General features: G+C 34.5%; 17 protein-coding genes. 3 read left to right on the top strand and 14 right to left on the bottom strand.

Annotated elements, in window-relative coordinates; genetic code table 11:
- Positions 1-119 precede the first annotated feature (119 nt).
- The 5 genes from prfA to AASI_RS03595 all read right to left on the bottom strand — a co-directional run bounded on the left by prfA (position 120) and on the right by AASI_RS03595 (position 4,868).
- Positions 120-1,187, bottom strand: a complete 1,068-nt coding sequence (prfA, locus tag AASI_RS03615; protein WP_012472858.1) for a peptide chain release factor 1 — start codon at positions 1,185-1,187, stop codon at positions 120-122.
- A 102-nt stretch (positions 1,188-1,289) separates the two neighbouring features.
- On the bottom strand, positions 1,290-1,658 hold the full coding sequence (locus AASI_RS03610; protein WP_012472857.1) for a YraN family protein: 369 nt from the start codon (positions 1,656-1,658) through the stop codon (positions 1,290-1,292).
- 129 nt (positions 1,659-1,787) lie between these two features.
- A complete protein-coding gene (locus AASI_RS07645) occupies positions 1,788-2,885 on the bottom strand; it encodes a mechanosensitive ion channel family protein (RefSeq protein ID WP_012472856.1) in 1,098 nt (365 codons plus the stop codon).
- A gap of 16 nt (positions 2,886-2,901) precedes the next feature.
- A complete protein-coding gene (locus AASI_RS03600) occupies positions 2,902-4,170 on the bottom strand; it encodes an oligosaccharide flippase family protein (protein ID WP_012472855.1) in 1,269 nt (422 codons plus the stop codon).
- Positions 4,171-4,274: 104 nt separating this feature from the next.
- On the bottom strand, positions 4,275-4,868 hold the full coding sequence (locus AASI_RS03595) for an HD domain-containing protein (RefSeq protein ID WP_012472854.1): 594 nt from the start codon (positions 4,866-4,868) through the stop codon (positions 4,275-4,277).
- Positions 4,869-5,011: 143 nt separating this feature from the next.
- On the opposite strand from AASI_RS03595, the gene AASI_RS03590 reads away from it, so the two are divergent.
- Entirely contained in the window at positions 5,012-7,852 is a 2,841-nt protein-coding gene (locus AASI_RS03590; protein ID WP_238541603.1) for a sodium:solute symporter family protein, read from the top strand.
- Between the two features lie 635 nt (positions 7,853-8,487).
- Here the strand turns inward: AASI_RS03590 and AASI_RS03585 are convergent.
- The gene (locus tag AASI_RS03585) at positions 8,488-8,892 is read right to left on the bottom strand and encodes a DUF488 domain-containing protein (protein ID WP_012472852.1); all 405 of its coding nucleotides are present in this window, start codon (positions 8,890-8,892) and stop codon (positions 8,488-8,490) included.
- Between the two features lie 433 nt (positions 8,893-9,325).
- Between AASI_RS03585 and AASI_RS03580 the strand changes: the two genes are divergently transcribed.
- Both AASI_RS03580 and AASI_RS03575 read left to right on the top strand, forming a co-directional pair.
- Entirely contained in the window at positions 9,326-12,202 is a 2,877-nt protein-coding gene (locus AASI_RS03580; protein ID WP_012472851.1) for a sodium:solute symporter family protein, read from the top strand.
- A gap of 963 nt (positions 12,203-13,165) precedes the next feature.
- Positions 13,166-13,570 (top strand): host attachment protein, encoded by a 405-nt coding sequence (locus AASI_RS03575; RefSeq protein WP_012472850.1) that lies wholly within the window; start codon positions 13,166-13,168, stop codon positions 13,568-13,570.
- A gap of 534 nt (positions 13,571-14,104) precedes the next feature.
- On the opposite strand, the gene AASI_RS09310 is transcribed toward AASI_RS03575, so the two are convergent.
- The 8 genes from AASI_RS09310 to AASI_RS09070 all read right to left on the bottom strand — a co-directional run bounded on the left by AASI_RS09310 (position 14,105) and on the right by AASI_RS09070 (position 19,867).
- A complete protein-coding gene (locus AASI_RS09310; RefSeq protein ID WP_012472849.1) occupies positions 14,105-14,359 on the bottom strand; it encodes an AtpZ/AtpI family protein in 255 nt (84 codons plus the stop codon).
- Complete coding sequence (locus tag AASI_RS03565) at positions 14,325-14,810, bottom strand: bactofilin family protein (RefSeq protein WP_012472848.1); 486 nt, start codon at positions 14,808-14,810, stop codon at positions 14,325-14,327. The genes AASI_RS09310 and AASI_RS03565 overlap by 35 nt, the downstream gene beginning before the upstream one ends.
- 42 nt (positions 14,811-14,852) lie before the next feature.
- A complete protein-coding gene (locus AASI_RS03560; RefSeq protein ID WP_012472847.1) occupies positions 14,853-15,746 on the bottom strand; it encodes a M23 family metallopeptidase in 894 nt (297 codons plus the stop codon).
- Positions 15,747-17,011: 1,265 nt separating this feature from the next.
- Positions 17,012-17,691, bottom strand: a protein-coding gene (locus AASI_RS08070; RefSeq protein WP_148204939.1) for an IS1-like element ISCaa4 family transposase whose coding sequence is annotated in 2 segments (ribosomal slippage) — positions 17,012-17,373 and positions 17,373-17,691 — 681 coding nt in all. Because the reading frame shifts where the segments join, the coding sequence is not laid out codon by codon here.
- A gap of 24 nt (positions 17,692-17,715) precedes the next feature.
- Entirely contained in the window at positions 17,716-18,291 is a 576-nt protein-coding gene (locus tag AASI_RS03545) for a hypothetical protein (protein ID WP_012472845.1), read from the bottom strand.
- A gap of 273 nt (positions 18,292-18,564) precedes the next feature.
- Positions 18,565-18,888 carry a hypothetical protein gene (locus AASI_RS03540; RefSeq protein WP_012472844.1) on the bottom strand — a complete coding sequence of 108 codons (324 nt, stop codon included), beginning with the start codon at positions 18,886-18,888 and terminating at the stop codon, positions 18,565-18,567.
- Between the two features lie 21 nt (positions 18,889-18,909).
- Positions 18,910-19,380 (bottom strand): hypothetical protein, encoded by a 471-nt coding sequence (locus AASI_RS03535; protein WP_044282785.1) that lies wholly within the window; start codon positions 19,378-19,380, stop codon positions 18,910-18,912.
- A gap of 49 nt (positions 19,381-19,429) precedes the next feature.
- Complete coding sequence (locus tag AASI_RS09070) at positions 19,430-19,867, bottom strand: lysozyme (RefSeq protein WP_394330102.1); 438 nt, start codon at positions 19,865-19,867, stop codon at positions 19,430-19,432.
- Positions 19,868-19,981: the final 114 nt, after the last annotated feature.

Raw genomic sequence — 19,981 nt, 5'->3', positions numbered from 1 at the left:
TAACATTAGAGTATTATAAGATTTGTGCTTTGTGCTAAACTAACACTTTACGATATACCTTCTATCTTTATAATACTAGCGCTCGTATAACTTCTACTCATTAACAAGCATATCAATTTTTACGCTCCTTGTTGTAATCTCTCAGCATTATCTGCCAATTGTAATGCTTCTATTAAATCTCCAACAGCTCCATCCATTACAGCAGGCAAATTATGAATGGTATAACCTATCCGATGGTCTGTAACTCTACCTTGTGGGAAATTATAAGTACGTATCTTATCAGAACGGTCACCACTTTTTACCATCGATCTTCTTTCTGCTCCAATAGCATCTTGCTGTTTCTTAAGTTCTTGCTCATATAAGCGAGCACGCAATACTTTAAGCGCTTTTTCTAAGTTTTTAATCTGAGATTTTTCATCTTGACAGCTCACTACAATGCCTGTAGGTATATGCGTAAGCCTTATAGCAGAATAGGTTGTATTAACAGACTGCCCTCCAGGACCAGAAGAACAGAATGTATCCTTTCGGATATCGTTCATATCTAGATCTACTTCCACTTCATCCATTTCTGGCAATACTACAACACTAGCTGCTGAGGTATGTATACGACCTTGCGTTTCTGTAGCGGGTACACGCTGCACACGGTGTACACCTGATTCATATTTTAACATTCCATAGGCTCCTTCGCCCGCTATGCTACAGATAATTTCTTTATAGCCTCCAGAAGTACTCTCCACTTCTTCAATAATTGACAATTTCCATTGCATTTTCTCTGCAAACCGACTATACATCCTAAATAGATCACCAGCAAATATACCTGCTTCATCTCCACCTGTACCTGCTCTAATTTCTAATATAACATTCTTACTATCATTAGGATCTTTAGGTAAAAGCAAAAACTTTAAATCTTCTTCTAATTGCGTTTTTTGTAATTCTAAGCTATCTATCTCCTCTTTGGCTAAATCTCTAAATGCTGCATCTTTTTCTATACTTAGTAATGTTTTTGCACTTTCAAGATTAGCTAAATTACTTTTATATACTGTATATACATCAACAATTTTAGAAAGTTCTTTATATGTCTTGTTGAGGCTAGCATACTGTTTCATATCAGCCATAATGGACGGATCAACGATCTGCTTACTAACCTCTTCATACTTTTTTTCTATAGCTTCTAGTTTATCAATCACGATGAGTGCTTTTGGTTGTTTGTTGGATGAACAAAATTAGCCTTTATTTCTAAAATTTGCTAATAATCTATAGGTTGCAGTCTACTAACTAGTTAAATATCATCAAGAAAAAGCGTCTTCAAAATATTCTAAATTGATACATCCTTTTTGATCTAGGATAGCAATAATGTCAAAACGAATGGAACTATTCCAATCATTTTGTAATATATAATTTTCAGCAGCTGCTTTTATTAATTGCTGTTTGTAAGTATTCACAAAAGCTTCTGGATATCCAAACTTAGCACTCGTTCTGGCTTTTACTTCTATAAAATAAAGACAGGCATCCTTTTGAGCTATAATATCTATTTCTGCTTTTTTGTAACGATAGTTTCGGACCATAATCATGAGTCCCTTTTGCTGCAAATAAGATGTAGCTAAATCTTCATATTTTTTTCCAAGCTGGTGAGGAGAAGCTTCCAAATTAATTTTCAAGTAAATCTTTTAATACTAGTATTAGTTAGTATATAACTAACGCCTATAAAGTATAATACTAGATTATAGATAGTATCATCTAATATTAAATAATATTAAAAACAAGCATTTTCAATGTTGATAAGCAACCTATTTCTGCATACTTTCTAGAGCTACAGCAGGAGGAAGAGCTATCTGGGCACCATTATCTGTGACAATCTTTATGATATCCAGAAATATACGCTCCTGTATATCTCTGTATTCTTGCCAATCAATTGTATAGGTAAAGGCAAGTAGCTCAAACTTAAGAGAAAAGGGGCCAAATCCTATAAAATGCAATGCTAAACGCCTGCTTTTGTCTAATTCTGGGTGGACTTGCAACATAGCATTAGCCTCTTCAAGAATCTTCCCTACCCGTGGGGCATCTTCATAACGGATGTTAATTACATCCTTAATCCTACGGTTGGTCATCCTACTGGCATTTACAACAATATTAGCAGAGAATACAGCATTAGGAACATATAACATTTTTCTATCAAATGTTCTAATTTGTGTAGAACGCCACCCAATATATTCTATAATTCCCTCTATATCTTTGTCTGGTGAATAGATCCAGTCCCCTACTTTAAAATGTCCGTCGGAATGAGCAACAATACCGCCGAAATAATTGGCTATAATATCCCGGCCTGCAATACCCAGAGTAAGTGTAGAACCACTCACAAGAGCAAAAATACCTGTTACTTCTACCCCTACTATGGGCAGAAGTAATAGAGAAAAAATAGTAAAAGCAGCTACACGTAATATTTTACCTGTAATCTGTATGGTAGTCTTGTCTGTAGTTTGGTTTTTAAATTTTCCTTGTAATAGCTGATGTTCAAATAGCTTAATAAATCTTATAAATATCCAAGCTAATAATATCAATGAGCTTACCTTGTGTACCTTTTCTAAAAATTGCACAACGGCAAAATTAATATAAGGAATGAATGAATTACTACTGATTGATACCGCCTCTATCCAGATAAAAATAACTAAAGGCCAATAGAGAGCCTGCATGAGAGTTTTGAGTATTGGATACTCGTTTTTTTTCCATTTATGAGATAATTTTTGGTATAAAATATGTACCCCATAGGTTAAGCCTGTAGCAATAAGCAGAACGGCCAACACATATAAAAGCCATGCATGTTTTTTAAAAAAGCTAAATTGCTCTTCAACATAATGAGTGTCTATTGCCAATAGAGTATAACCCATAATTCTATAGATAATCCTAGTGTTTTAATTGATTGTTAATTTTTAAAATATTTATTTCTTTGTAAGTGGCTAAGCATGTAAATATTACTGCAAACACTTCACTAAGAACGATAGACCAAGCAGCACCTTTTACTTGAAATAGGGGAACTAATATAAAATGTAATCCTACAGCTATCAAGCCTGTCAACAATATACTTAATGTATACTTCCTGCCTGCCTGTAAAGGAATTAAAATTCCTATGCCCAACAATTTAGATAAAAAAACAATGGCTGGCAAAAATGCATGAATCTTAAATACTTCCACAGCTTCAGGTAAGTCAGTATGTGCTAAAAGCCATATAATCTTATCTGCAAAGAGCCAATAAACTACGCCTATGACTCCTAAGACAATTAAGCTACTCTTGGCAAGATATTTAAGATATTGGATACCAACTTCCAAATTTGAAGTGATCTTTTGGTAAGCTATTGGGTATAATGCTTGCATAAATGGCTCTAGCATTCCTGCAGTAATTCTTGCTATCTTATCGCCCAGGGTATATATGGCTACAATTGTAGAGCCACCAACAAATTTTAAAAATATGGTTGGAAATCGAGAATAAAACATAATAGCAAGCTCAGAGAGAAAGATATGCAACCCCTCTTTCATTTGCTGCTTCATAATAGACCATACAGGCCAACGTACAGGAATGGTTAAACTCACATATAAAACAAAGAACGCTACTAGCAAGCGTAATATATCTACTGCAGCTAACAAAATAGGGAATAAAAAGGCATCTGATGGCTTTCCAATAAAAATAAATAAGCTCGCCATGAACAACACTTTAGAAATTAAATTAAGTGATGTAAGCCAATGCATTTTATCAAGACCTTGAAAAGCAAAAGTAGGAAATAAACTACTAGCTATTACAACAGGAAAAAAACATAGCAGATAGATACGTTCTTCTCTAATCTTTGGCACAAAAACGATAAGCATAATCATGATAAGAAAGCATATTACTATTATCAATAGCTTCAGAAGATATACCGAACTTACTATCTGACCAATAATATTTTTATCTTGTTTATACAGTGATACTTGTTTAGTGGCAGAGAATCTAAAGCCATAGCTAACAAATATTGTAAAATAAAATGATATAGCTTTGGCAAATTCTAGGGTACCAAACTTTTCTATACCAATAACACGAATTAAAAAAGGAGTGGTAATGAGCGGTAATATGCGTGATATCCCTCTTAAAAAAGATAGCTGGAAGAAATTGGCTAGAAAAATTTTAGTATCCTGATGCATATACTCAGCAAACTTCTAATTGCGTTTAAATTACTTATTTGGTAAAAATACACCTATAAACTCTTATAGCACTATATTAACCAGGTATATATTCCAAACCATATTTATTTCTTGAGGATAGCTACAGACAATTCTTCCAACTCTTTTACCAATGGATCTAATCCTATACCTTGTGCTATGGGTAAAAATACGTCTAGCGTCTCTTCGGCTATTCTTTTTTGTTTGGCAAGGGAAGGATGAAATTGTATGGTACGCATGTTGTGTGTGCGGTCTGCTATTTTTATTTGAATAATTTTAAGATCAGTTTCTTGTCGCGGTAGCAATTTATAATGCATTTCATAATTTTCTAAAAAATGCCTACGCCACGCCTCATTAAATTTAGTTACACCAGCCACTAGATGTGCTATGGTAGGATTAAACATAAAGGCTATTTGTGTAAGTGCAAGTGTTGTATCTTCTACCGTATCATGTAATAGAGCAGCAATAAGTGTATCTTGATCCGTAGTATAAGGTAAAAGAATACAAGCTACTTCTATAGGATGATAGTAAAAAGGCTCGCCAGATTTCCGCATCTGTCCATGATGAAAAGTGGCAGCATATTCTATGCCACGTGCCATAACTTTTAAGTCTATGTGCGGCTCACCTTTTAGAAGATCTAGCAATTGCTTACCTTTTTCAGATATTTTAAATCCTTTCATGCGTAAATACTTTTTTGTATTATGTGAGACCTATAAATGCTAGTTCCTTATAGAACTATAATACTTTTTATTTCCAGGGAAATTTAAAGATTTTATAGATATAAACAAAACATTATATTATTATGCTAGGTTTGAATATAGACATGTTAATTCTCGTCTTATTTCTAGGTATTAACCTAGTCATAGGACTTTTCTCTAGCCGCCGAGTAACCTCTCTACAAGATTATGCAATAGGCAGAAAAGATTTTTCTACAGCTACCTTAACAGCTAGTATTGTAGTTAGCTGGGTTGGTAGTTGGTACGTTTTTGAAACGCTAGGGCATACCTATACAGATGGACTATATTTTATCATAGCTATCACTGGTGCATGCACCTGCTTGGTTATTGTTGGGTTATTAGCTGTACGCATGCAGGAGTTTTTAAAAAACATCTCCGTCGCAGAAGCTATGGGAGGCATTTACGGTAAAACTGCACAAACTATTACAGCTATTAGTGGGGTTTTAAGCGTATTGACAATAGTAGCGATGGAATTTCATGTAATTAGCCGAATCATTAGCTTGATATTTAATACTGAAAGTATCTGGACGCCTGTAATTGCTGCTGTCGTGGTAATTGTGTACTCAGTTTCTGGAGGTATCCGTGCAGTTACTTTTACAGATGTAATACAGTTTTTTACATTTGGTACGTTTATTCCTATCTTGGCACTAGTCATCTGGAATCAGCTAAAAGACCCAAATCAGGTAATAACCTTGCTTAATACCCATCCTAATTTTAGCTGGTCTCACGTAATAGGATGGGATCCTAAATTTTTAGATGCTTTGGCAATGATGCTATGGTTTCTCATCCCTGCTATGGATCCTGTTATTTTTCAGCGGATTAGCATGGCGCGGGATATACAGCAAATAAAAGAATCTTTTAGCTATGCTGGTCTCATTAGCTTAGTCGTGTGTTTGTTTTTAGCTTGGATAGCTATTTTATTATTAGCTAACAATCCAAATTTGGAAGCTGACAAGCTTGTCGAACACATTATTTATAATTACACGTCAGCTGGCTTACGTGGGTTGATAGGCATAGGTGTTTTAGCTCTGGCTATGTCTACGGCTGATTCTTACCTGAATGCTTCTGCTGTTTTATTAACCAATGATATTGCCAAGCCCTTGGGCATAAAATTCAAAAATGAAGTGCTGGCTGCCAGGGTTTTTTGCGGCTTGTCGGGTATATTTGCCTTACTTATTGCTTTGCAATTCAAAGGAATCTTGTCATTACTGCAATTTGCCAATAGCCTGTATATGCCGGTTGTTACAGTACCCTTGTTAATGGCTATTTTCGGATTTAGAAGTAGCACATTAGCTGTATTAATAGGGATGGCTGGGGGGCTTGGAACGACACTCGGTTGGCCTTTTATTATTAAAGAAAGCCATGGTATTCTTCCAGGAATCATGGCTAACTTAATAGGATTACTAGGTAGCCATTATATTCTCAAACAACCAGGTGGTTGGGTAGGTATACGCGAACCAGAACCTTTGTTAGAAGCAAGAGAGAATAGACGCAAAGCTTGGAACCAATTTAAAAAAGACTTTAAAGAGTTTAGCTTAGTACAGTATCTGCAAAAGAGCTTACCTAATCAAGATTATCTATTGACCATTTTTGGAATCTATGTCATTGCTGCTACTTATGCTTCCTTTTATACAGTACCAGAAGAGATACAAGCCAATTATGCCAAGCTTTATCATATTATTGGTCAAAGCGTACTATTTATTAGCACAGGCTTGCTAACCTATCCCCTATGGCCTCCTATTTTTAAGAACAAGTGGTTTATAACCTGGGCCTGGCCTTTGAGTGTTTTTTATGTACTCTTTGCAGTGGGTACTTGGCTAGTACTGATGAGTGGCTTTCATACTTTCCAAACTATGATCTTTCTTCTGAATGTGGTGATGGGATTCTTATTACTTCCTTGGCATCTAGTAAGCATTATGGTCATTATAGGTGTAACAACTGCTACTTATATTTTTAAAATATATGCACAAGTACCTATCCTTCCTGACGACTTCGGTACCTTACGATTCAAAATATTATATGGTCTGCTACTAGCAAGTAATTTCATAGCTTTATTTAAGTATCAGCAAGCACAAGGAAAGCTAGTAAGCCACAATCAAGCCCTTAATATTCTTCAAGCTAAGCGCACTATCAACTTACGGGAAGCATTACAACACCGGGAACGGTTTATGCATACTTTAGCTATCAATTGTGTAGAAGGCTTTAATTGGTTGTACCAACAAAGCAAAATACTTTGGACGTCTTTTAAACCAACAGAAATAACTTCATCATATAAGGACCTAATAAATGAAGCGGTACTACTTTTAGCTAAACAGCAACAAGCTAGCGAATACTTAGCACAAACCATTTTTCCTTTTAAAAATTATCTACGCTTAAATGTAGAGAAAGTTAACCTAGCAAATTTCCTAAATACTGCGCTAGAAAATTTAGATAAGATAAATATACAAGCCCAACCAAAAATTACTTTACAACAGCTTACACACTATCAAGAATTAGAAATAGATCCTGTACAAATTCAAAAGCTGTTATACAATACTTTGCAAACTATACAGGCAAAAAATCATGCCAATAAGCTTATTACCCTTTTGGTAAAAGATGCCACTTTAGTTTATGAGATGCCATTTATTCCTAACTATAATAAAGAAATATCAGCTATACAATTTATACTTACGACTATTGAGCAACCAGCAAAGGGTACAACTAATAACCATGATGCATTAGAAACTGTCCATATATTTTTACCCAAGCATATAGAAAATGTACCTAGCGAAGAAAACCAACGAATTATAGAAGCTCATTATGGATATGCAAGTTGCGAAACTGAAAATAAAGATATCACCCAGATCTACATCATTCCAGTGGCACTAAGAAAAATTCGGCCAACAATTATAGATGAAAGCAAAAAGGTATTAGATGAAGTAGTGTAACAAACTGCTAGTACCAGCCTTGGAGCTATTAGAAAAATATAGGAACCAGAGAGGCGCAGAAAAAGATGATTTTGTTTTTCCTATTTTAAATAAGCATGAGTAGTTCACGCCTCAGCAAATTTCAAACCGTATTAATCGAATACTCAGACAAGTGAATGATGCGCTCAAAGAATTAGCCGAAGCGGCTGAAGTACCTCGTTCACCTGACAATCTATGTAGGGCGTCATACCTATGCGGCCATGCTGAGACAAAGTAGTATCTCTACCGGGGTGATGAGTGAAGCGATCGGATACAAGGGTAAGAAAATTACGCAGACGTATCTGAAGAGTTTTAGTAACGAAATAATCGACGAAGCGAACAGCTTTTTGTTGTAAGTGGAGCAAAGTAGCGATTAGAGTAAACCGACCATTTTATCCCTTGAGCAAAATAGCCAAGCAAATTGAAATTGTACGATCAACTGTATACAAACTCATCAAGGAAACTTATTTATAACTTAGAATTGCTTAATGAATTATGAATAGTAAGGTAAAACTTAGACTTAAGTGGCTAGAGCTCTACCAACGCTTAGGTAGTGCGGGGAAAGTATATGCATATTATGGTATTTCATGTCCTACCTTGTGATAAGAAGAATACTTCTATCCGTTAAATTTAGGAAACTTAGGCCAGGATTGTAAAACTGCTTGAAGAACAAGCGCATGATTATGTTGGGTATCTTTTGCAGCATAAAGTAGTGTGATAGGAGAATGGTTTGCTTTTTCAAGAATGGATTCGATAAGCGCTTGTTTACCTTGTAATTCCTTCATATAGCGTTGTGCAAAATCAAACCACTTGGCAGGATCATGATTAAACCATTTTCTTAAAGAAGTACTGGGTGCAATTTCCTTTAACCATAGATCAATGATGAGATCATCCTTTTTAATCCCCCGTGGCCATAACCTATCCACAAGTACCCATATACCTTCTTTGTAAGTGGGTATTTCATAAACTCTGCAGATAGCAATCTTATTATGAATTCTATTGTTTGCTAGCTCTTGATTCATAGTTATACAATTATATCTGGTTGGATTTATTAATATAACTGTTATAAATTAAACTAGTATAGCTAAGCCGGAGGATATTTTTCTTTTCCCAGCGCGACCCCTAAATGGCGGCAATGAGTCCATGATAATTCTATGCGCAGTGCGTCGAGAATTTGATGTTAAAAGCTTAAAATTATCATTAAACTCTTCCTCAATAACTATAAAGTATTACTAACTGGCATAGTCAAAAATTATTTTTCCAATGAGGCAATCAGCATATTCATTTACTAATTTTCATTTACTTGGTACTATTCTGCAAATTTTCAGTACATATTTTAAGCAAAAAAGCACGTTTTTTATTGTTTAAATACCCTAAACTACTTTTCTTGTATCCTTATTTATTACAATTTATTAGAAACTAAGAATTTTTACGAATACATACAGGCTATACATTATGTTAGGACTCAACATAGACATGATAATTTTCGGCTTATTTTTGGTTATTAACCTATCAATAGGCCTCTTTTCTAGCCGTCGAGTAACTTCTCTACGTGATTATGCAGTAGGCAGAAAAGACTTTTCTACAGCCACATTAACAGCTACTATTGTAGTCAGCTGGATTGCAGGTATGTATGTGTTTGAAATATTAGAACATACATACAGAGACGGTCTTTATTTCATTATAGTAGTAAGTGGTGCTTCTGTCTGCTTGTGGTTAGTGGGATTATTAGCAGTGCGAATGCGAGAATTTTTAAAAAACCTTTCTGTAGCAGAAGCTATGGGAGATTTGTATGGAAAATCTGTACAAATTATTACAGCTATTAGTGGTATATTAAGTGTGATAACTTTGGTAGCTATGGAATTTAAAGTAATTAGCAAAGTAATCTGCTTAATTTTTGCTACAGAAAGTGTATGGGTGCCCGTAATAGCGTCTGTAGTGGTCATTATATACTCAGTCTCAGGTGGTATACGGGCCATTACGTTTACTGATGTAATACAATTTTTTACGTTTGGCACTTTTATTCCAATCCTCGCATTAGTTATTTGGAATCAACTCAAAGACCCACATCAAGTTATAGTCTTACTTAATACCAACCCTAATTTTAGCTGGTCACAAGTAATTGGTTGGCATCCTAAATTCATCGATACGCTATTCATGTTATTATGGTTTACAATTCCTGCTATGGATCCTGTCATATTTCAACGTATCAGTATGGCAAAAGATGTAGCACAAGTAAAAAAATCCTTTAATTATGCAGCTCTCATCAGCTTAGTAGTTTGTTTGTTTTTAGCTTGGGTAGCTATTTTGTTATTGGCTAGCAATGCAAATTTAGAACCTGACAAGCTTTTTAATTACATTATCAATAATTATACAACAGGCGGGTTACGGGGTCTAATTGGTGTAGGTGTGTTAGCCCTTGCTATGTCCACGGCGGATTCTTATCTCAATGCTTCTGCTGTTTTGTTAACCAATGATATTGCGAAGCCTTTAGGACTTAACTTTAGCAAGGAAAAGGAGGTAGTTGTTGCGAGATCCCTTTGTTTACTCTCAGGGCTTTTTGCTTTGCTGATTGCCTTACAGTTTAAAGGTATATTAGCTTTACTGCAATTTGCCAATAGCCTGTATATGCCAGTTGTTACAGTACCTTTATTACTAGCTATTTTAGGTTTTAGGAGTACTACATTGTCCGTACTTATAAGCATGGGTATGGGGTTCATTACCGTAGTAGGCTGGCCTTTAATTTTTAAGGGAAGCGATAGTATTATTCCTGGTATTGTCGCTAATCTAGTAGGTTTACTTGGTAGCCATTATATCCTTAAACAACCAGGCGGCTGGGTAGGCGTACGGGAACCAGAACCTTTGTTAGAGGCAAGAGAAAATAGACGAAAAGCTTGGAAAAGGTTTAAAAAAGATTTTAAAGAATTTAGCTTAGTACAATACTTACAAAAAACTTTTCCTAATCAAGAATACCTATTAACCATTTTTGGAATCTATGTAATTGCTGCTACTTATGCTTCCTTTTATACAGTGCCCGAAGAAATACAAACCAACCACGCTAGGCTTTACCACATCATTGGTCAAAGCGTACTCTTTATTAGTACAGGCTTATTAACCTACCCCTTATGGCCTCCTATTTTTAAGAATAAGTGGTTTATAACTTGGGCTTGGCCTTTAAGTGTTTTTTACGTACTTTTTGGTGTTGGCACTTGGCTGGTACTGATGAGTGGCTTTCATACTTTCCAGACCATGATCTTTCTGCTCAACATCGTTATGGCATTTTTACTATTTGATTGGCCTTTCGTTGTTACTATGGTTTTATCAGGAGTTATTATAGCTACCAATATCTTTAAACTATTCGCCTCAGCACCATCTACCTCCCATGACTTTGGCACATTACAATTTAAAATCTTATATGGCCTATTGCTTTTAAGTAGCTTCCTGTTAGCCATTTTCAAACATAAACAAGCACAAAAGCAGCTAGCAAGTCGTAATGAGTATCTTAAACTTCTCCAAGCAGAACGCGATGAAAAGCTAAAAATTGCTTTAGAGTATCGAGAACGCTTTTCAAATGCTTTGTCTACTGATTGTGTAGAGGGATTCATGTTGCTTTATCAAAGGGGAAAAGAGCTCATAGAAGCTGCTAAACAAGTACAAAGTGCAGAACAAGCAAGAGCTTTTATGGAAGATGTGTTAACGCTTCTAGCTAAGCAGCAGCAAGCAGGAGAATATTTGGCAGAAACTATCTATCGTTTTAAAGAACATATGCGTTTAGATGTGCAGAAAGTAGATCTCACAGACTTTTTAGATGCTACGCTAGAAAATTTAGACATGATAGATTTACAACCGCGTCCTAAGGTTACAGTTCAGCTACAAACTCAGCAAAGAACTATTCAGTGCGATCCTAAACTTATACAAAAGTTACTTTATAATAGCCTACGTTCTATTCAGGAGAAAAATCAAGACAATAAGCCTATTAGATTGATTGTAGAAGATGCAAGTTTAGTATATGATATTCCTTTTATTCCTAACTATGCTAAAAAATTGCCAGCTATACAATTTATGTTTACCACTGTTGATCAACTGTCAGCTAAGAAAAATAGCTATGAAGTAATAGAACCTGTTAACATATTTTTGCCTAAGCATATAGAAGATCTAGCTAGAGCTGAGAATGAGCAAATTATAGATGCACATTATGGATCTGCAAGCTGGGAGGCTGATATTAAAGGATTAACACAAATCTACGTTATTCCTGTAGAGATACGTAGAATTAGGCCAGCACTTATGGATGAACCACAAATGGTATTAGATGGTAAGGGGCAAACTACTTAAGAAGTTTTATCATACCTCTTCTAAAAAATTATTATTATTCAAGGTACCATACATATAAAGATGCTTTATGCAGATTAGTATAGGCTCATTGGTGTAACTTATAATAACGCACGGTCGTTGCGAACAGTAGTGAAGCAATCCAGAGAAATGACTATTTTCCCTAAATTGGCACACCTATTTTCATAGACTTGCAATGATTGCAAAGGGTTAAAATGATTAATCTTAGTAAGTATAAAGCTTGTGCTCAGCTAATTATTAACAGAAAAACAAACATTTACAACAGTAGACCCGCTGCGAAACAGAAGATCGATAAAAACATTAGATTTTTGAGAGTTAAATTTATTATTTATAAAAATTCAACCTGCGTTTTTTATACTTTAAACGTCTATTCTTATTTTTTATATTTTCTGAATTGTGCAAAATGCTCCTCTGTTTTTTTACGGCAGTTGTTTCGCAGCGGGTCTAGTATATAGGAGGTAATAAACGAAAAAGGAAAGAAGAAAAAAAGGCCCGTAGGTTTACTTATATTAAAGTAAATATTTTAGAAAGGAATCTTCATCAACCAATTGTCCCAAAAGAAAACACAGTTCCTACTAACCTAAGCTTTGTAGATAAAAAACAAGAAAGAGAATTCTAGCTTTTAGAGAAAAAGAAGAAAATAAAAATAATATTGAAAAGGTATTAGCAGATATAAAACTGCACACTTGGGAAACAACAGGCAGTGGAAAACCAGAGGTTTTAAAACACTCATACAAAGTCTATAGAGGCTGTATTTTTCGTCGTTAAATTATAAAGATAGGATCATACATAAAATAACAGGAAAAGGGACAATATTAATTTTGTCTTGGGAAGGGCATTATGGACGCCAATAAATTTCTTTAAAATTAAGCTTTGCTATATATGTAATTATTAAAGCAATATTGCTACTTTGCTTATATAGTATACAATCTACATGAGATAATTATGGACCGTAAACTTGTTATTGTTGCAGATGCTGCAAAAGCCTATTTTGCTGTTGGAGAACAAAAAAGGCTTCACCGCATTATCTTAGAGATGGTTAATGAAGATTTAGATACTCACGAACCTGATCCTAAAAGAAATGGGCGTACCATTGGAGGACTCAATTTCTATGATCCTCATACAGATCTTAAAGAAAGTGAGAGCCAAGCTTTTGTTAAGAAAATAATGGATACCTTAAACCATTTCATGGAAGAGCAACACTATGAATCGTTGATTCTTGTAGCTACTCCTAAGATGCTTGGATTAATTCGAAAGAAATTAAAACCTCATTGGAACGTAGTACATTCTTTAGCTCTTGAAGCCACTCAAATGAGCCTCCAGGAACTTGAAAGAAAAGTTTTTAGTTAAGGCGGTCAGCTTACAAATAACAACATATTATTAAGGAATGCATATATCTTACTGTAGCCCATTTTGCGCCACAGTAAGATATTCTTTTAGTAAGCTGAAAATAGTTAAAAAATGTGTCTGGAGATTTAAAGAAACTGCATTACTTTAAGTTTTCGGCAACTAAACAAAAGCTTTCTACTTGTTAGTACGAACCTCCTTTAACCCCTAACACACATCGCAAGTCCATGAAAAAGGGCTTGGTAATTTAATAAAACAGTTATCCTTCTAAATTGCTTCACTATCATTTACAATAGACGTACGTTATTAAGAGATACTCCAACAAGGGACGTAACTAGCCAGTTACAAAAAATACTTACTAAGGAATAACTCAGTCCATTATAAATTTATAGGTCGATTCGTATAAGTTTGCCATGACTTACATACCTCCCCTACCCTAAAGCTTATCAATTTACCTGATACAGAGGCAATTTTTTAGTAAAAAACAAGATTTACAGTTAAAATAGGAATTAGCCCTCTGGTTTTGTGTAATATGAGTTACTTATTTTCTTGTTCAACCTTTTCTTTGTGCTTAGATATATGACATAGCAGTTTTTTTATGGTTATATACATGGTTAAGACAGTAGAACCTACTGAGAACAAGCACAAAAAAATAGGAAAGCTTAATTCCAGGTATTTGTCTAGGCGTAAACCTATCCATGTAGAAACTCCCATAACAACTACCATCTGTATACCTAAGCTGGCATATTGCAGATAATTATGAAGAAGCTTGTTGTGGTTCTTTGGCAACATTTTCTACTGGTTGTGATTCTGATTTTTTACTAAAAAAACTACCATTCGATTTCCAAGTAGCTGCTGTGTCTTTGGTATTAGCCGATTGTTCAGCAGTATCCATTTTACATTTACCATTAAACTTAGCTCCTTCCTCAAAAACTAACTTATTGGTAATAATGTCTCCTTGTATAACTGCCGTAGGTTTAAGTATAAGCAAACCAGATACTTCAATAGTTCCATGTACTTCCCCTGCTACCTCAGCATTCTGTGCTACAATATTACCCTTTACCCATGAAGTAGTACCTAGTACCAGTTTGGCTTTAGTATTAACCGAGCCAATTAGCTTACCTTCTATTCTAATATTACCAGCAGTGGTTAAACTTCCTTCTAAGGTTGTACCTTTCCCTATAATGTTGCTTGAATTGTTAATTTCCACTGTTTGCATTTCTTTTTTGCTTTTGCTAAACATGATTATTGATAATTTATATTGTCAATATCTAAATATCTTTTGTTAAAATGGTATAAAATCTTGAGGATTTACAGCATTTCCATCATACCATAGTTCAAAGTGTAAATGAGGGCCTGTAGAAAACTCTCCTGAATTCCCCATAATGGCTATTACTTCCCCACTCTTTACAAAGTTGCCTGCCTTTTTAAATAAGGTAGCATTGTGCTTATATACCGATACTAAATTCTTACTATGTTGTACTATAATAATCCAGCCTGTCTCCACAGTCCAAGTGGATAATATAACCATACCATCAGCAATGCATTTAATCGGCTCATTTTCTTTACCTACAATATCTAATCCATAATGCTCAATTTTCGGATCAAAGGGGGTAGTAATAACACCCTCGAGCGGTGTAAAAAGAAAAAGCTCAGGTAAACTTGTAGCAACCTTATAAGAAGTGGCTGCAAGGTAAGATGTATTTTCCTCTTCTGCTTGGTTGTGCAAAGGAGCAAAAACATCATCCACTTCCACAGATTCTAAAATATCCTTGGGTTCCAGCTTAGTTGGATTACTACTATTGAACTGTTTACTAGTATCCGAGTCATCTAGTTTATATACTACGTTTCCCTTTTCTTCTATAATGCCTTGAAACAGCTTGATAAATTTATCCTGTTGGGTATTTCTCTCTTCTAATTTTTCTAAAGCAGTATATAGTTGTATTAACTTATTGTTATTTTCTTGCTCTATATAAGCAGGGTTTAGCCACTTGCCTAAAATAGTACGAGATAATGCTAAACTAAGAGAAACGAAGAGTATTAATGTAAAACAACCTAACGTAATAAGTTTAGCATAGCTAAAACTAAAGGTAGTTTTTTCAGCTAGGTTTTCCTCATTACGAATAACTACCTGATGACGGGTAATAAGCCAGTTGGTAAATGTTTTTCTTCGCTTCACTTCAAAAAATATACGTAGTTTTACTGGTTGTAAAGTTACGCATTTTTATGATGGCCTCTAGCAGTAGTAGGTATTATAATTTAGATTATATCAATTACTTTCTAGCTTATTGATTTTTGTATATATTCCTTATACACTTTACCTCTTTAATCACCTGGCAACCAAAGAGTAATTATATTAATATTGTAGTCAAGCCACCTATGTTGATCTAAGTAGTAGACGCGAGCATCGCCTGTACGATAAATAGTACATGCCTCTCTTTTCCTTTACGCATAGCATGCATATGTACTTTATAATCGTTTAGCGCTTTCATGCTTACTTTACCTTATTGAATGAAGAATTTTCTTAGGTTATAGGTTAGCTCAACGCTCTTCAAGAAACTTGTTTACATTAATTTATCTTAAAATGGGTGGTATGATTTAATCTTTGAATTCTCAATCCAATACCCCATTATCTTTGAAATCGCATAGTATGTATATCACATCATCATTTATATTGATCTTTAAAAAATGACCTCCTTACTAAATAAAGTTTTTACTATTCATATAGTTTCTCTAAAATTGCATTTGCTTCTAAAATTAATTCCTTAGCTAACTTTTCTGTTTCCTGATTGTCTATACTTCTATTAACCTTTTTGTTGCCGATCCATTTAATTAGGTTTTGGTTATGGGAATAATAGACCTCTTTCGAAACTATGGTACCACTTACGCTTAAATAGGTTTATAACTGGTTTAAGTTTACTTTCGAAAGAGGTCTATTATCTATCTTCTCCAATTTTATCTACGTTAAAACCCTCCATATAGATAGGCTGGTTATAATAAACCTGCTACTGAGAGTAAAATATGAGTTTCTTATTCTACAAGCTCTGTGGGATACGGCAAGTCATACTTTTGCTCTTTAACATATACTTTATGGTTTTTAATAGCTACGCAAAGCAACAGTAAGCCGAATATTTTAAGTTTCTTTACAAGAAACAATACTTGCTTATTAATAATCTTCACCATACTCTTGCTTATTTGGTAATTGTAAGTGATAATATCCACTTAACAAATAAAAACACAACAACAAATTTATATTTGTGTTTTACACTCATTTAGGTATATTTATTTTTTTATATCTTCAATGTCAATATAGAATTGTCACTTATACCTAGTGGATTCTTCATCATATGAGTTAATAAATAAACCTTTATAACAAGCTTTTTACTCATCAACTTCTACGTATTCTAACCATTTATTATTGTAATAGCACAAAATTTGGTATTGTTAAATTAAGATAGGCAGCTGATTATTTAGCTTGGCCATTAGCAGGTTGAGCGATTTTTCTATCATGTGCACCTGTTTGCTATAGCATTTTCCTTTACGCTTAAATCTTGCTAAATAGTGCCTAATTAAGCTATTATATCCTTCCACTGTATAAGTTTCTGATTTGCTTTGTCGGTGTTTATCTTTTGGAATAAACTGCTGGTAGCTTTTCCAATAATCACTACAATACAGCTTGCCTATATCCTTGACGCGCTCCCATAACTTCAATCCGGTTTGTGTCGAGCGATCTCCACACACATATGATATAAAACGCTTGCTCAATCTATCAACAGCTATCCATATCCAGCAGTAGACTTTTTTGAACCCACATATGTGTGTATTTCATCCATCTCGACTATATCTACTTGATCTTGGCTTTCTGGTAAACTTACTTGATCTCCACATGCTTTTACCCATTGATAGACTGTCCCATAGCTTATGTTGAGTATACGCCCTATAGCTCGAAATCCTAATCCTTCTAAGTATAATTGCAACGCTTTTCGCTTAGTAGATAGAGGTTTAACATCTGATTTGTGACTAACTGTGTAAGGGAAACGGCAACTTTTACACTGGTAGCGCTGTCTACCTCTAACAATTCCATCTTTACAGCTTTGAGTATTATTACATCGAGGACAATTCATACTTTTTCCTCTAACTTACTAATCCTATCCCAATTTAACAATACCAAAAATTTGTGTTGAAGATTCGCAAGAAATAACTATAGGGACACAACCATTAACAAAATTTACTCGGACTCCTTTAGGTCCAGCAATTGCTTCATTATCGATTTGTCGGAACTTAGATAAATCTATATCTAAATGCCCATAGTAAAGGGACATGCCTTTTAGGCCAGCATTTGATATTATATTCTGAATTTGAAATTTATTTTCATGTTTCATCTTTGTTGCATAAACTAGAAAATAGCGATAATTGTGAACTAAATCCAAAGCAGGACCTTCGTGTTCTCTAACATAATCCCTTTTCCTACATAAGAATAATACACTGTTATCTACAGAATTTTTTTCTGGCTCGAATATAAAATCGAATACATAAGTGGAACCATAGCTGTCATAAGGGTTAATTACAGGAAATTTGCTTCCTATAACAAATTCCATTCCATTTGATTTAGCTAACTGATCTAATTCTTGTAGAAGAGGATCAGTACTACAATTACACAACATTTTGTGTGCTGGTAAATAAGCGGTAAGTATAATTAGAATACTAATAAAAAAATATCTCATTACTTATGATCTTTAGGTAGTTGTAAATGATAATGCTTGTCTGGATAATGTTTTGGTAAAGCTGCAGGATCAAATATAAATACAGTATGTTTTTCAACTAATCTTTTCATCAGCTCTAATGGAACATATCTGACCCATTAGATAATTTTATCCTTATATCCACAGCCCGCGCACCTTGTCCTCGCTTCTCTTTAGGTTCAATATGTGCACCTTTACGAGCTGCATTGGGAATCACTTGTTGGTTTGTGCTCGAATATACTTTACCATCAGCTCCTATATATCCCCACCTGTAACTTTAAATTGAAAATTACGTAATTTTGGATTAGGATGATGTTTTAGTTCTTCTGCTAAAGCCTTATATAAACTAATTATATTTTCCGCCATATGAGGGTTACTTAATACATAATTATCCGGATTTAACTCTCTCCCATCAACTTTCATAGAATAGCTTTTTTCTTGTTGTCTCTCCTCCTCTTCTGGTTTTTCTCGTTCCTTTCCCCTTCTTATTTCTTCTCGCTTGGTTTCTTTTGTACTAGCCCCCTCCTCTGGATTGCTAGAAGTCTCTTCTGCTGCTGGGAAATTAACGCTTATATCCACACTTCCATAAAACCTACTTCTTTATTTTATCTTTTTTAAATAAAAAAATACGCCATCAAAATAGAAAATCAACTCATTCTCATAGAAGATTAGCCTAGGAATATATAGTATAAGATTATCTTTCCTATGCTTTCCACGTTTATAATCAATTAACTTAGATTTATCAATACCCAGCTCTAAAATCTTGATTATTTCTTGTTCTATACAAATAAATTCTTTTGGCATACGGTAATTGATATAGAAGTAATCATTAGCTTTCTCCTCTCGAAATTTATAACTAGGATGCTCTATTTTAATCCCACCAATAATTATATAATCTTTACTAAAGGTAAATTCTTCTCCTAATAAACCAGTTGCCTCCTCGTCTGTTAAAGCTGAGATAGGCGCACTCTCATATTTATAAATCTGCCAACGACCATATATTACTTTATAGGGGTCTCCACAAGAGATTAATATAAAGGTAATTACTAACATTATTAAGTATCTAGTCATATTCATATCACTTAATTAATTATCATAAGGTTTACATGATCCTAAAAACTTATTGTTCATACACTCCTTCTAAAAATAGCTTAGCTTCCTTTTTCCGTCTGTTAATTAACCCTTGAACATCAGTTAGCACACCATTAATTCTTGCTTTCCTATACCTTAGAAAGGCTTCTAAAATTTCCTCTTTACCTTCTTTATTACCGGTATTGACCAATTCTAGCAAGTGAGATATTTCCAGCGCACCAACACCTACATTGAAAGTGAAGCTACCCAAAGCGTCAAATTGATGCTGTAGTAGAGGTACTTTTACTTGGCTTCTAACACCTCTTATAGCTTCCTCAGCATCTTGATGCAAAAGCTCTAAAGCTTTTTTATGTGTTATCTCTTTACTAAAATTCTCCCCCGTACGAACTACATGACCATAACCAATTGTTTCTATCCCTGCAACATCCTTATATACTTTTAGGCTACATCCCTCATAGCTAGCAATAAGATTAAGCCCTGCCTGGCTTATATCCGTAGCTCCTTCTTGATTTTGCTCACCTTCACCCTCTTCTGGCTTTTCTCGTTCCTTTCCCCTTCTTATTTCTTCTCGCTTGGTTTC

The sequence above is a fragment of the Candidatus Amoebophilus asiaticus 5a2 genome, from assembly GCF_000020565.1.
GTDB classification, from domain to species: Bacteria; Bacteroidota; Bacteroidia; order Cytophagales; family Amoebophilaceae; genus Amoebophilus; species Amoebophilus asiaticus.
This window is presented reverse-complemented; position numbering and strand designations above follow the sequence as displayed.